Source organism: Stenotrophomonas sp. NA06056, assembly GCF_013364355.1.
In the GTDB taxonomy this organism is placed as follows: domain Bacteria; phylum Pseudomonadota; class Gammaproteobacteria; order Xanthomonadales; family Xanthomonadaceae; genus Stenotrophomonas.
Genome location: NZ_CP054931.1, coordinates 3,785,743 through 3,797,919, shown reverse-complemented (window position 1 = coordinate 3,797,919; position 12,177 = coordinate 3,785,743). Strand labels below are relative to the sequence as shown.

Sequence of the window (12,177 nt, the reverse complement as noted above, 5' to 3'; positions counted from 1 at the left end):
GCGGTCCACCCTGGAGCGCGCCATGAAACCCCGCCTTGTCCTGCTGTTGTCGGCCCTGCTGCCTCTGCTCGCCCAGGCGCAGGTGCCCACCGGCAATCCAACCGCCACCCGCAGCAGCGCGACGGTGGCGCCACCGCCCGTGGCACCGCCACCGCAGGCGGCGCGCCCGCAGCCGCAAGTGTTGCCCTCGCCGCAGCCGGCACAGCCGATCCGCTCGACCGGCCCCGCCCAGGTGACCCCCACGCCCGCACCGGCGTTGCCGGACAAGGTCTACGACCGCAATGGCCGCATCGTGCCCGGCGTCAAACCGGTCGGCCCGAACCGCGTGTTCGACTCGCGCACCGGCCGTTACTACGACAGCGTACCCACCGGCGACGGCCAGCAGATCAAGCGCTGACCCCAGCGCCTGCAACCAACCGCGCAACCCAAAAAGAGCGCAGCGACCCGCTGTCGCTCTTTTTTTCTTTTTCTTTTCCGTGGCTGGACACCGCCGGAACTGTCCGTGGCCGGGCGGGTGGGCTGTGCAGGGGCGTAAGCGCCATGGATGGCGCGCCCGAGCCTACAGGGACGTATTCACGGCGTCCCCTGCACAGCCCACCCGCCCGGCCTACCCGCAGCACTGCACCCGGCCCACCCGCAGCAACACACTCCGGCCCAGCCACGAGGGGCTCAGCCGTTGGCAGGAAACCCACATGAACGCCGGAAAACAGCACCTGCCCTGCACGCCCCGCATCACCCGTTTTTCGCCTGCGATTAACCGCGTCAGGACCACGGTGGACCTGCGCCGGCATCCCCGCCGTCGCACTTCCCTTGTCCCCTTGGAACACGATCATGAGCAACCAGCAGAACCGTCATCCCGGCAAGGAACAGCAGGGCAAAGCACCGCAGGAACAGCAGCGCCAGCAGCAGCAACAGCAACAGCAGCCGAACGAGCAGCAGAAGAAGCACCCGCAACAGGGCTCCATGAAGAACCCGCAGCAGCGCTGATGCAGCCAGGGGCCAGAGCCCGTTGTACGGGGTCTGGCCCCGCTGCCGCCCGTCGCTTCAATCGGGAATCGGCAGTGTCCAGGTCTCCTTGACCTCCTCCATCACGATGTAGCTCTTCGATTCACGCACATGCGGCAGGGTCAGCAGGGTGCTGCCAAGCAGCTTGCGATACGAAGCCATCTCGCTGATGCGTGCCTTCAACAGGTAATCGAAATCGCCCGACACCAGATGGCATTCCAGTACGTTGGGCAGCTTCAGTGCCGCCCGCCGGAACTCCTCGAAGATGTCACCGGACTTGTAGGCCAGGCTGATCTCCACGAACACCAGCAGACTGGCCTTCAGCGCTGAAGGGTCCAGATGAGCGTGATAGCCGGTGATGACGCCTTCGCGCTCCAGCCGGCGCACGCGTTCGGTGCACGGCGTGGTCGACAGACCAACCCGTTCGCCCAGCTCGGTGAAGGAAATGCGGCCTTCGCCCTGCAGGATGCGCAGGATCTTGCGGTCGATCTTGTCCAGTTCGCGGGGGCGGGTGGTCATGGCCGTCAACCTCGGGGAATGAATCACAGGGAAACATCCTGCATGTCTTCCTGAAATCAGGCAAATCACCTGGGAATGGAAGAATATACTTCCCCGATTATGGCCCCTGCGCACTCAAAAGCAGGGAATGATCGGGTTGGAGAATTTCCATGCGAGTCCTAGTTCTCGGCAGCGGCGTGATCGGCACCACCAGTGCCTGGTACCTGCGACAGGCCGGGTTTGAAGTCACGGTCGTCGACCGCCAGCCCGGTCCCGCGCTGGAAACCAGCTTCGCCAATGCCGGTCAGCTGTCCTTCGGTTACACCTCGCCGTGGGCCGCCCCGGGCGTGCCGAAGAAGGCGATCGGCTGGCTGTTCGAAAAGCACGCGCCGCTGGCGATCAAGCCGGGCATGGACCTGGCCCAGTACCGTTGGCTGTGGCAGATGCTGCGCAACTGCACCCACGAGCGCTACGCGATCAACAAGGCGCGCATGGTGCGCATGTCCGAGTACAGCCGCGACTGCCTGAACGAGCTGCGTGCGCAGATCGGCATCGATTTCGAAGGGCGCGACCTGGGCACCACCCAGCTGTTCCGCACCCAGCAGCAGCTGGACGCATCGGCGCAGGACATCGAGATCCTGGCCCAGTACGGCGTGCCGTACGAAGTGCTGGATCGCGCCGGCATCATCAAGGCCGAGCCCGCGCTGGCCCACGTCGATGGCCTGGTGGGCGCACTGCGCCTGCCGCGCGACCAGACCGGCGACTGCCAGCTGTTCACCCGCCGCCTGGCGCAGATGGCGGCCGAAGCGGGTGTCGAGTTCCGTTACGACCAGGACATCACCGGCGTGGAATTCGACGGTGACCGCATCACCGGCGTGCGCATCGGCGGCAAACTGGAAACCGCAGACCGCTTCGTGGTCGCACTGGGCAGCTATTCGCCGGGACTGGTTGCGCCGCTGGGCATGCGCCTGCCGGTGTATCCGCTGAAGGGCTACTCGCTGACCCTGCCGATCACCGACCCGGCGATGGCGCCCACCTCGACCATCCTCGACGAAAGCTACAAGGTTGCGGTGACCCGCTTTGACAACCGCATCCGCGTCGGCGGCATGGCCGAAGTGGCTGGCTTCGACCTGTCGTTGTCGCCGCGCCGGCGCGAGACGCTGGAGCTGGTGGTGCGCGATCTGTACCCGAAAGGCGGTGACCTGGCCAAGGCCGAGTTCTGGACCGGCCTGCGCCCGGCCACGCCCGACGGTACGCCGGTGATCGGCGCCACGCCGTTCCGCAACCTGTTCCTCAACACCGGCCACGGCACGCTGGGCTGGACCATGGCCTGCGGCTCGGGCCGCTACCTGGCCGACCTGATGAGCGCGCGCCAGCCGCAGATCAGCACCGAAGGCCTGGATATCTTCCGCTACGGCCAGTACCGCCACGCCCCGCAACATGAGAGCCGCACATGCGTCCTGCCCGCGCGTTGATCGACCTGGGCGCACTGCGCAGCAACTATCGTCTGGCCCGTGAACTGGGTGGTGGCAAGGCGCTGGCGATCATCAAGGCCGATGCTTACGGCCACGGTGCGGTGCGCTGCGCGCAGGCGCTGGAAGGCGAGGCCGACGGCTTTGGCGTGGCCACGATCGAAGAGGCACTGGAACTTCGCCAGGCCGGCATCCGTGCACCGATCCTGCTGCTGGAAGGCATTTTCGAACCCAGCGAGATGGCGCTGGTGGCCGAGCATGACCTGTGGTTCTCGGTGGGTTCGCCGTGGCAGCTGGACGCGCTGGCCGCGTTCGACAGCCCGCGTCCGCTGACGGTGTGGCTGAAGCTGGACAGCGGCATGCACAGGCTGGGCCTGGACGTTGCCGGGTTCCGCGCCGCGCACGCACGTTTGTCCGCACTGCCGCAGGTGGCGCGGATCGTACTGATGACCCACCTGGCACGCGCTGATGAGCTGGACAGCGAGCGCACCCATGAACAGGCCGCCACCTTCGTCGAGGCCATTGCAGGTCTGGAAGGCGAGACCAGTATCTGCAATTCGCCGGCGCTGCTGGGTTGGCCCGACGTACGCAGTGACTGGGTGCGCCCGGGGCTGATGCTGTACGGCGCCAATCCGCTGCCGGACAACAGCGAACTCACCGCGCGCCTGCGCCCGGTGATGACGATGCAGTCCAAGGTGATCGCCGAGCGTTGGATCGAGGCCGGTGAGCCGGTCGGCTACGGAGCGCGCTTCGTGGCCAAGGCACGCACGCGCGTGGGCGTGGTCGCACTGGGCTATGCCGATGGCTATCCGCAGTTCGCGCCCAATGGCACCCCGCTGCTGATCGATGGCCAGCCCGGTGGGCTGATCGGCCGCGTGTCGATGGACATGCTGACCGTGGACCTGACCGCGCATGCGCAGGCGGGCGTCGGCAGCGTTGTGGAACTGTGGGGAACTGCGCCGACGCTGTCCGAGCTGGCGCCGCGCTGCGGTGTCAGTGCCTACCAGCTGCCGTGCGGCGTCAAGCGCGTGGCACGCGTCTACCAGGATTGACCGGCGCTGGTAGCGGCCGACCTTGGTCGGCGCTTTGAATGCGTGTCGACCAAGGTCGACACCTACCGCGCAGCGGTAACGCGCGAGGTCAGCTGACGCTTCACCCAATCATCGATCAGGCGCTTTTCATAGCGCAGCGGATCGGTATCGCTCTTCAGGCCGATGTTGTGCAGGTAGCCGCTGTCGCTCAGGCGTGCGTCGCCTTCATCGATGATGCGCCCACTGGCGTCCTTCAGGGTGTACTGCAGGGTGATCCGCGGCGGGTAGATATCACGCATGATCCGGATATCGCTGCCACGCGGACCATGCCAGGGTTCGTAGTCGCCTGCGCGCTTGATATCGACCAGAGTCACGTCCAGCGTCTGTCCGGCCTGCAAGGGTTTGGCGGCGCTGGTCTGTACGTAGCGTGCCAGCTGCTGCACCCAGTCCCCGCGTTCAGCCTCGAAGCGGTTGCTGGTCTGGCGGATCTCGGTGAATTTCGCCGGATCGTCCCACTTCACGCTGACCGGGCCATCGGCCTGCAGCGCGCGCGGTGCATCCGGCGCCGTCACCGTCTGCGGCGCGGCGGTCACGCTGCCCGCGGCAAGCATGCCTGCCAGCAGCAGGGCGGTTGAAAGCGAACCTTTCATGGCAGTCTCCTGCGTCCCCGAAGTGGGGAGGATGATGATCTCGGAACGAGTCTGATCCCGCCGAGGGGCCGCAGCAATGGCCAATAGCGTCAAATGCGTCAACAGTTGCCGCCAATTCATGGTCGTCAACCCTGACTGACGGCGCTTGACGCTGTGAATACGCCCTCTGGAAGATGCTGTACCTCCATCCGGTCTTTTCCTCACCACGCCCTTGTCCACATTGCCGCCCCTCGTGGAGCGCTCACCCTTGATGGTGCCGACGCCCGAACCCGACCTGCACCATGGCGTGCTGGACCGCATCAACGCAGGTTTCTGTGTGATCCAGGTGCTGTTCGACGGTGACGAGGCGATCGATTACCGCTTCCTCGAGGTCAACGATGCGTTCGAGCGCCACACCGGCCTGAAGGATGCCTGCGGCAAGCGCATGAGCGCGCTGGAGCCGCAGCATGAAGGCGACTGGTTCCGCATCTATGGCGAGGTGGCGCGGACCGGGCGGCCGGCCCAGTTCGAGATGGATGCACGCGCACTTGGCCGCTCGTTCGCGGTAGATGCAGTGCGGGTGGGGCAGCCCGGCGAGGACAAGGTCGGCATCCTGTTCTTCGATGTGACCGCACGCAAGCAGATGGAAGTGGAGCTGGGCGAGAGCGAGGCCCGTTTCAGCGCATTGGCCGATGGCCTGCCGATGCCGGTGTGGGTGCTGGACGAGCGCGGCCACGCCCGCTTCGTCAACAGCGCCTTCAGCGAGTTCTTCGGCGGCGACGAGAACCGTGTGCCGGAAGATGTCTGGCGTGGCCTGGTGCATCCCGATGATGCCTCGGTGTTCGAATACGAACTGCTGGAAGCGCTGAAAGCGCAGCGTTCGATGCACGCGCTGGTACGCGCCCGGCGCGCCGATGGGCAGTGGCGCTGGCTGGAAATGAACGCCCGTCCGCGCTTCTCACGGATGGGCCGTTTCATCGGTCTGGCCGGCAGCAGCCCGGACGTTACCGAGCGTCGCGAGATCGAACTGGCGCGCGAGGAGCTGCTGCAGTCCGAGCGTGCCGCGCGCAGCGCCGCGGAAAACATGGCGCGGCTGAAGGACGAGTTCCTGGCCACGTTGTCGCACGAGCTGCGCACGCCGCTGACCACGATCCTGGGCTGGAGCGAACTGCTGCTGCAGCGCGTGGATTCCACCAGTCCGCTGTACAAGGGCCTGGGCGTGATCGCCAACAGCGCCACCGCGCAGAAGCGGCTGATCTCGGACATGCTCGATCTCAGCAGCATGCTGCTGGGCAAGGTGCAGCTGGAAGTGGAAGTGCTGGACCTGCGCGACCAGTTGAACGAAGCGATGGGCGCGCAGGAGCTGGTCGCCGAGGGCAAGGCGCTGGATGTCACCCTGCAGCTGCCGGCGCAGGCCTGCCAGGTGCTGGGCGACGCCACCCGGCTGCAGCAGGTGTTCTGGAACCTGCTGTCCAACGCGATCAAATTCACTCCGGCCGAAGGCCGCATCGACGTGCAGCTGCAGGCCGATGGCAACTATTGGACGATCACCGTGCGCGATACCGGCGACGGCATCGCACCGGAGTTCCTGAATCACCTGTTCAGCCGATTCCGCCAAGCCGACGGCACCACCACCCGCCGCCATGGCGGTCTGGGACTGGGCTTGGCGATCGTGCAGCAGCTGGTCGAACTGCACGGCGGCACGGTCAGCGCGGCCAGCGATGGCCACGGTCACGGCGCCACCTTCACCGTGCGCCTGCCGCAGCATTTGCCCGATGCCGAGCGGCGCCCGCTGCGTGAGGTGGTCAGCGGTCCGATCCTGGAGCCGATGGTGGTCGAACCGTATCCGCTGCGCGGCCTGCATGTGCTGGCAGTGGAAGACCAGCCAGAAGTGCTGGAGTACCTGCGGCGCATGCTGGAAGAGCAGGGCGCCAGCGTGTCTGCGGCCAGTTCGGCGGGCGAGGCACTGGCGCTGTTGGCCGACAATGGCCACCTGCAGTACCACGTGCTGCTGACCGACATCGGCATGCCAGGCATGGATGGCTATGGCCTGGTGAGCACGCTGCGCGAGGACCTGGGCGTGGATGCCGCGGCACTGCCGGCGGTGGCGGTGACGGCGCTGGCGCGTGCAGATGATCGTCGCCGTGCATTGGCCTCGGGCTTCCAGGAGCATGTGGCCAAGCCGTATTCGGTGGCCCAGTTGGTGGGTGTGGTGCGGCGCGTGCAGGCCACGCGCGGGGACAACCTGCTGCACTGAGCATTCACGGCCCATCGGCGACCCTGCACGCCTGCACGCAGGAGGTCGTCGATGTCCCGTATTGCTCCCCGGATCCATACCGATGCCGCGCAGATCGCGCGCCTGGAATCCCTGCTGCCGCAGTTGCAGGGGGAAACCGAGGTGCAGCTGACCCTGCATGATGGCCGCCGCCTTCTGGGCACGGTGGCGGTGCAGCCGACACTGCAGCAGTACCGTAACGAGGCCGGCGACGAAGGCAGCAATGGCCAGCTGCGGCTGGACGATCTCGATACACCGGTGCAGCAGCATCACGTGTGGCTGGACGAAATCGCCAGCATCCGCAGACTGCCGCCGAGGCCCTGACGGCAACCTGCCGGCGGCATCTGCGGATGGCTGCATCCACGCATGGCGTGGATTTACGGCGACGGCATCATCAGTAGAGCCACGCCATGCGTGGCTGCGACGATCTGCGGCAATCAGTGCTCGAACAGCGTGGCCTTTGCCTCGAACCTGCGCGCATAGGCGCGCTCCTCGGCGACCCGCGCCACCTCCTCGTCGGCCAGATCCGGTGCGCCATACACGGCGTAGGCCACGCTGCCATCGGCGCCGTGGCCGACCTGGTGCAGGCGATAGCGGGAATGGCCGCCGCCGGTGTCCTCGGGGTAATGCACGGGGGGATGGCTGCCTTCCAGGTCCATTTCACTGTTGTCGACAACACCTCCGACGAACAAGGCACGCATGCAGGATCTCCAGGAGTTGCGGGGGAGCTTCTACCCTGAACGCTGGCATGTTGCTGCGGCATCAAGGCAACGTTGAAGTTTCGCAAAGCGACGGCCAGGGGCCAGGGCCGGACAAGCCGGTACAATGGACGGCCCTCACGCTTCCAGTACCCGCGCCGATGGCATCCAGCGACGACGCCCCCCTGCAGACCCTGTTCCTGCCGTTCTCCAGCGGTGCCCTGCGCTGGCCGGAGGGTCCGGTGGCCTTCCTGCGCGCCCGTGACGGCTGGCCCCTGCGCGAGCAGGCCGGTGGCCGCGAGGTGGACTGCGAGCAGAGCTTCGCCCCGTTCGCGCAGCCGCTGCAGCAGGCCGCTGGCTGGACCGTCAGCGGGCAGCTGGATGATGCTGCCGGCCGCGGCCGTTACCCGCTGGTGCTGGTGCTGCCGCCGCGCCAGCGCGAGGAAGCCCGCGCGCTGTTCGCCCGCGCCCTGGCGCTGGTCGCCGAGGGAGGCCGCATCGTGGCCTGCCAGCACAACAACGAAGGTGCACGTTCCGGCGAAGGCGACCTGAAGCAGTTGGCCGGCCTCGGCGGCAGCCTGACCAAGAACCACTGCCGCGTGTTCTGGACCGCACCGTTGCAGGGCCAGCACGATGCGGACGTGGCCAAGCGCTGGGGCAGCCTGGACGCGGTGCGGCCGATCGTCGGCGGCCGTTTTCTCAGCCGTCCCGGCGTGTTTGCCTGGGACCGCATCGACCCGGCATCGGCCCTGCTGGCCGAGCATCTGCCCGCTGACCTGGCCGGGCGTGCCGCTGACCTCGGTGCTGGCTACGGCTACCTGTCGCGCGAGCTGCTGGAACGCTGCCCGAAGATCACCGCGCTGGACCTGTACGAGGCCGAGAAGCGCGCGCTGGACCTGGCCGAACTCAATCTGGCGCCGCCGCCGCGCCCGGTGCCGCTGCGCTTCCTGTGGCGCGATGTCACCGCCGGCATCGAACCGGATTACGACGTCATCATCAGCAATCCGCCGTTCCACACGCCCTCGCGCGCAGACCGTCCGGATATCGGCCAGCGCTTCATCGCCGTGGCCGCGCAGGCACTGCGTCCGGGTGGACGCCTGTACGTGGTGGCCAACCGCCACCTGCCGTACGAGTACACGCTCAACGAGAGCTTCGGCGCGGTGCGCGTGGTTGCCGAGCGCGATGGCTTCAAGCTGGTCGAGGCAGTCAAGGGCAAGGGGAAGGGCCGGTGAAGCTGGTCAAGCACATCGCCAACCTCGGCTACGGCAGCCGTAAGCAGGTGCAGTGGATGTTCCGCGAAGGCCGCGTCACCGACGCTGACGGTGAGGTGCTGTATGCCGACGACCAGGTACCGCATGAAGCCGTGCGCGTCGATGGCGAGCCGCTGGATCCGCCGGTGGGCCTGTCGCTGGCGATGTACAAGCCGGCCGGCTACACCTGTTCGACCAAGGACAAAGGCCGCCTGATCTACGACCTGCTGCCGCCGCGCTTCCGCGACCGCGACCCGGTGCTGTCCACCGTTGGCCGACTTGACCGCGAGACCAGCGGCCTGCTGCTGCTGACCGATGACGGCAACCTGCTGCACCGGATCATCTCGCCGAAGTCGAAGCTGCCCAAGGTCTACGACGTGGAGCTGGCCGAAGACCTGCGCGGTGACGAGGTGGCGCTGTTTGCCAGCGGCACGCTGATGCTGGAGGCGGAGAAGACGCCCCTGCTGCCGGCTGAACTGCAGGTACTGGGCCCGCGCAAAGCGCGCCTGGTACTGCACGAAGGCCGCTACCATCAGGTACGCCGCATGTTCGCTGCCGCAGGCAACCACGTGCAGGCACTGCATCGCAGCCGTGTCGGTGGCCTGGACCTGCAGGGACTGGCCGAAGGGCAATGGCGGCTGCTGACCTCCACCGATCTGGATACGCTGTTCGCTCCATGACCGCCATCGCTGCGCTGCCGTTCCTGCCCGACGCCGTCATCTTCGACATGGACGGCCTGATGATCGACAGCGAGCGCGTGTCGCTCGCGTGCTGGAGCGAGGCGGCGGAGGCGTTCGGCCTGCCCCTGGATGCCACCTTCTTCGTGCGCATGGTCGGCCTCGGCGACCGCGACAGCCAGGCGCTGCTGCGCCAGCAGGGCATCGAGGACAGCATGATCGAGGCCATGGCCGCGCATTGCCATGAGCTGTACGACGAACGCACCCAGACCGGCCTGCCGCTGCGCCCGGGCATCCTGGAACTGCTGGAGCTGCTGAAGTCGCACGCGGTGCCGCGTGCGGTGGCGACCTCGACACGGCAGCCGCGGGCCAACCGCAAGCTGGCGGCGACCGGGTTGCTGCCGTACTTCGATGCGGTGGTTGCCGGTGGTGACGTGGCGCGGGCCAAGCCGGCACCGGACATCTACCTGCTGGCGGCGCAGCGGCTGGGCAAGGCACCGGAACGCTGCCTGGCGCTGGAGGATTCCCCAGCGGGCACGCGTGCCGCGCTGGCGGCTGGCATGACCGTGATCCAGGTGCCGGACCTGGTGCATCCCGATGAAGAACTGCGCGCGCTGGGCCACCGCATCGTCGGCTCGCTGGTGGACGCCCACGCGCTGCTGCTGCCGCTGTTGCCCAGGTAACGATGGGTGATGGTGGGTGATGGTGGGTGCCGACCGTTGGTCGGCACGTCCTCACATCAAACGCGGCCGAACACCAACGCCGCGTTGGTGCCACCGAAACCGAAGCTGTTGGACATCACCGTGTCCAGCTTCTGCTCGCGGCTTTCGCGCAGGATCGGGAAGCCTTCCACCTTCGGGTCCAGCTCGCCGATGTTGGCCGAACCGGCCACGAAGCCGTCGCGCATCATCAACAGGCAGTAGATCGCTTCATGCACGCTGGCAGCGCCCAGCGAATGGCCCGACAGTGCCTTGGTCGAGGACAGCGGCGGAATCGCATCACCGAACACCTCGCGGATCGCGCCCAGCTCGGTCACGTCGCCCAGCGGCGTCGAGGTGCCGTGGGTGTTGAGGTAATCCAGCGGACGGTCCACGTTCTGCAGTGCCATCTTCATGCAGCGCACGGCGCCTTCACCGGACGGCGCGACCATGTCGGCACCATCGGAGGTCACGCCATAGCCGATCAGCTCGGCATGGATGTGTGCGCCACGGGCCACGGCGTGGTCGTAATCCTCCAGCACCAGCATGCCGCCGCCACCGGCGATGACGAAGCCGTCGCGGTCCTTGTCATACGGGCGCGACGCGCTGGCGGGGGTCTCGTTGAAGCTGGTGGACAGTGCCCCCATCGCATCGAACATCACGCTCATAGACCAGTGCAGGTCTTCGCCGCCACCGGCGAACATGATGTCCTGTGCGCCGTGACGGATGAGGTCGGCAGCGGCACCGATGCAGTGTGCGGAGGTCGCGCAGGCAGCCGACAGCGAGTAGCTGACGCCCTTGATCTGGAACGCAGTGGCCAGGCACGCCGACACCGTCGAGCACATCGTGCGCGGCACCATGTACGGGCCCACCTTGCGCACGCCACGGCTGCGCAGCAGATCGACCGCACCCACCTGCCATTCGCTGGAGCCGCCGCCGGAACCGGCGATCAGGCCGGTGCGCAGGCCACTGACCTGTTCCGGGGTCAGCCCCGCATCGGTGATGGCATCGGCCATCGCCAGATAGGCGAAAGCAGCGGCGTCGCTCATGAAGCGCTTCTGCTTGCGGTCGATCAGCGCGTCCAGGTCGAGGTCGACGCGACCGCCCACCTGGCTGCGCAGGCCGGCTTCGGCGTGGTCGGCCAGCGCGGTGATGCCGGCGCGGCTCTCGCGCAGGGCGGCCGAAACGGTATCCAGATCATTGCCGAGGCAGGACGTGATGCCCATGCCGGTGATGACGACGCGACGCATCAGAAGCTCCCGGTTTCAGTGAACAGGCCCACGCGCAGGTCGCGCGCGCTGTAGATTTCGCGGTCATCCACGTACATGCGGGCATCGGACTGGGCCATCACCAGCTTGCGGTTGATGACGCGGCTGATGTCGATCTCGTAGCGCACCAGCTTGGCGTCGGGCAGCACCTGGCCGGTGAACTTCACTTCGCCGCAGCCCAGGGCGCGGCCCTTGCCGGGGGCACCGAGCCAGGTGAGGAAGAAGCCGGTCAACTGCCACATGGCATCCAGGCCCAAGCAGCCGGGCATCACCGGGTCGCCGATGAAGTGGCAACCGAAGAACCACAGGTCCGGGCGGATATCCAGTTCGGCGCGTACCATGCCTTTGCCATGCGGTCCGCCGTCCTCGCGGATTTCGGTGATGCGGTCGAACATCAGCATCGGGTCGTTGGGCAACCGGCCGGCGGCAGCGCCGAACAGTTCACCGCGTGCGCTGGCCAGCAGCTGGTCGCGGTTGAACGCGTGGAGACGAGTCATGGAAAGCGCAATCCTGGAAGCGAAAACAAGGCAACGAGTTCCCGAGGATGCACGACGGATCAGGCGGATATCAAACCGCGCTTCCGTACGCGTGCGTAGTGTTTTCAGCTGAAACCACGCATCCCGTTGATGCACAACGACCATACTTCGGCGTCTGGACGGGTACGGTGCAGGTATCA

The 12,177-nt window shown here is 66.9% G+C and carries 14 protein-coding genes; 9 read left to right on the top strand and 5 right to left on the bottom strand.

The features are described 5' to 3' along the window. Positions 1 to 22: 22 nt before the first annotated feature. Positions 23 to 397, top strand: coding sequence for a classical arabinogalactan protein 4 (locus tag HUT07_RS17150; protein ID WP_176021923.1), 375 nt, complete (start codon positions 23 to 25; stop codon positions 395 to 397). A gap of 434 nt (positions 398 to 831) precedes the next feature. Next, complete coding sequence (locus HUT07_RS17145; protein WP_176021922.1) at positions 832 to 987, top strand: lana protein; 156 nt, start codon at positions 832 to 834, stop codon at positions 985 to 987. A 57-nt stretch (positions 988 to 1,044) separates the two neighbouring features. Here HUT07_RS17145 and HUT07_RS17140 read toward each other — a convergent pair whose 3' ends face one another. Beyond that, the gene (locus HUT07_RS17140) at positions 1,045 to 1,524 is read right to left on the bottom strand and encodes a winged helix-turn-helix transcriptional regulator (protein ID WP_176021921.1); all 480 of its coding nucleotides are present in this window, start codon (positions 1,522 to 1,524) and stop codon (positions 1,045 to 1,047) included. A 149-nt stretch (positions 1,525 to 1,673) separates the two neighbouring features. Here HUT07_RS17140 and HUT07_RS17135 point away from each other — a divergent pair, with 149 nt between their 5' ends. Both HUT07_RS17135 and alr read left to right on the top strand, forming a co-directional pair. Beyond that, positions 1,674 to 2,978: a D-amino acid dehydrogenase gene (locus HUT07_RS17135; RefSeq protein WP_176021920.1), complete on the top strand. Its 1,305-nt coding sequence runs from the start codon at positions 1,674 to 1,676 to the stop codon at positions 2,976 to 2,978. Then, positions 2,957 to 4,027, top strand: a complete 1,071-nt coding sequence (alr, locus tag HUT07_RS17130) for an alanine racemase (protein WP_176021919.1) — start codon at positions 2,957 to 2,959, stop codon at positions 4,025 to 4,027. The genes HUT07_RS17135 and alr overlap by 22 nt, the downstream gene beginning before the upstream one ends. 62 nt (positions 4,028 to 4,089) lie before the next feature. On the opposite strand, the gene HUT07_RS17125 is transcribed toward alr, so the two are convergent. After that, positions 4,090 to 4,656 (bottom strand): DUF3016 domain-containing protein, encoded by a 567-nt coding sequence (locus tag HUT07_RS17125; protein WP_176021918.1) that lies wholly within the window; start codon positions 4,654 to 4,656, stop codon positions 4,090 to 4,092. A gap of 250 nt (positions 4,657 to 4,906) precedes the next feature. Between HUT07_RS17125 and HUT07_RS17120 the strand changes: the two genes are divergently transcribed. Both HUT07_RS17120 and HUT07_RS17115 read left to right on the top strand, forming a co-directional pair. Then, a complete protein-coding gene (locus tag HUT07_RS17120; protein ID WP_254898887.1) occupies positions 4,907 to 6,892 on the top strand; it encodes an ATP-binding protein in 1,986 nt (661 codons plus the stop codon). A gap of 51 nt (positions 6,893 to 6,943) precedes the next feature. Beyond that, entirely contained in the window at positions 6,944 to 7,234 is a 291-nt protein-coding gene (locus HUT07_RS17115) for a DUF3247 family protein (protein WP_176021916.1), read from the top strand. A 113-nt stretch (positions 7,235 to 7,347) separates the two neighbouring features. On the opposite strand, the gene HUT07_RS17110 is transcribed toward HUT07_RS17115, so the two are convergent. After that, a complete protein-coding gene (locus tag HUT07_RS17110) occupies positions 7,348 to 7,611 on the bottom strand; it encodes a hypothetical protein (protein ID WP_176021915.1) in 264 nt (87 codons plus the stop codon). 158 nt (positions 7,612 to 7,769) lie between these two features. On the opposite strand from HUT07_RS17110, the gene HUT07_RS17105 reads away from it, so the two are divergent. Genes HUT07_RS17105 through HUT07_RS17095 form a run of 3 tightly spaced genes read left to right on the top strand, consistent with a single transcriptional unit; the run spans position 7,770 to position 10,218 of the window. Continuing rightward, a complete protein-coding gene (locus tag HUT07_RS17105) occupies positions 7,770 to 8,840 on the top strand; it encodes a class I SAM-dependent methyltransferase (protein WP_176021914.1) in 1,071 nt (356 codons plus the stop codon). Continuing rightward, a complete protein-coding gene (locus HUT07_RS17100) occupies positions 8,837 to 9,538 on the top strand; it encodes a pseudouridine synthase (RefSeq protein WP_176021913.1) in 702 nt (233 codons plus the stop codon). Before HUT07_RS17105 ends, HUT07_RS17100 begins: the two co-directional genes overlap by 4 nt. Next, positions 9,535 to 10,218, top strand: coding sequence for an HAD family phosphatase (locus HUT07_RS17095; protein ID WP_176021912.1), 684 nt, complete (start codon positions 9,535 to 9,537; stop codon positions 10,216 to 10,218). Before HUT07_RS17100 ends, HUT07_RS17095 begins: the two co-directional genes overlap by 4 nt. A gap of 56 nt (positions 10,219 to 10,274) precedes the next feature. On the opposite strand, the gene fabB is transcribed toward HUT07_RS17095, so the two are convergent. Both fabB and fabA read right to left on the bottom strand, forming a co-directional pair. Continuing rightward, positions 10,275 to 11,483, bottom strand: coding sequence for a beta-ketoacyl-ACP synthase I (gene fabB / locus HUT07_RS17090; RefSeq protein WP_176021911.1), 1,209 nt, complete (start codon positions 11,481 to 11,483; stop codon positions 10,275 to 10,277). After that, positions 11,483 to 11,998 (bottom strand): 3-hydroxyacyl-[acyl-carrier-protein] dehydratase FabA, encoded by a 516-nt coding sequence (fabA, locus tag HUT07_RS17085; RefSeq protein WP_004154008.1) that lies wholly within the window; start codon positions 11,996 to 11,998, stop codon positions 11,483 to 11,485. Before fabA ends, fabB begins: the two co-directional genes overlap by 1 nt. Positions 11,999 to 12,177 lie beyond the last annotated feature (179 nt).

Coding starts and splice junctions, on each gene's coding strand:
- fabB (WP_176021911.1), bottom strand. CDS start 11,483: ATGCGTCGCGTCGTCATCACCGGCATGGGCATCACGTCCTGCCTCGGC.
- HUT07_RS17140 (WP_176021921.1), bottom strand. CDS start 1,524: ATGACCACCCGCCCCCGCGAACTGGACAAGATCGACCGCAAGATCCTG.
- HUT07_RS17145 (WP_176021922.1), top strand. CDS start 832: ATGAGCAACCAGCAGAACCGTCATCCCGGCAAGGAACAGCAGGGCAAA.
- HUT07_RS17115 (WP_176021916.1), top strand. CDS start 6,944: ATGTCCCGTATTGCTCCCCGGATCCATACCGATGCCGCGCAGATCGCG.
- HUT07_RS17120 (WP_254898887.1), top strand. CDS start 4,907: ATGGTGCCGACGCCCGAACCCGACCTGCACCATGGCGTGCTGGACCGC.
- HUT07_RS17125 (WP_176021918.1), bottom strand. CDS start 4,656: ATGAAAGGTTCGCTTTCAACCGCCCTGCTGCTGGCAGGCATGCTTGCC.
- HUT07_RS17095 (WP_176021912.1), top strand. CDS start 9,535: ATGACCGCCATCGCTGCGCTGCCGTTCCTGCCCGACGCCGTCATCTTC.
- HUT07_RS17110 (WP_176021915.1), bottom strand. CDS start 7,611: ATGCGTGCCTTGTTCGTCGGAGGTGTTGTCGACAACAGTGAAATGGAC.
- alr (WP_176021919.1), top strand. CDS start 2,957: ATGCGTCCTGCCCGCGCGTTGATCGACCTGGGCGCACTGCGCAGCAAC.
- HUT07_RS17105 (WP_176021914.1), top strand. CDS start 7,770: ATGGCATCCAGCGACGACGCCCCCCTGCAGACCCTGTTCCTGCCGTTC.
- HUT07_RS17135 (WP_176021920.1), top strand. CDS start 1,674: ATGCGAGTCCTAGTTCTCGGCAGCGGCGTGATCGGCACCACCAGTGCC.
- HUT07_RS17150 (WP_176021923.1), top strand. CDS start 23: ATGAAACCCCGCCTTGTCCTGCTGTTGTCGGCCCTGCTGCCTCTGCTC.
- fabA (WP_004154008.1), bottom strand. CDS start 11,998: ATGACTCGTCTCCACGCGTTCAACCGCGACCAGCTGCTGGCCAGCGCA.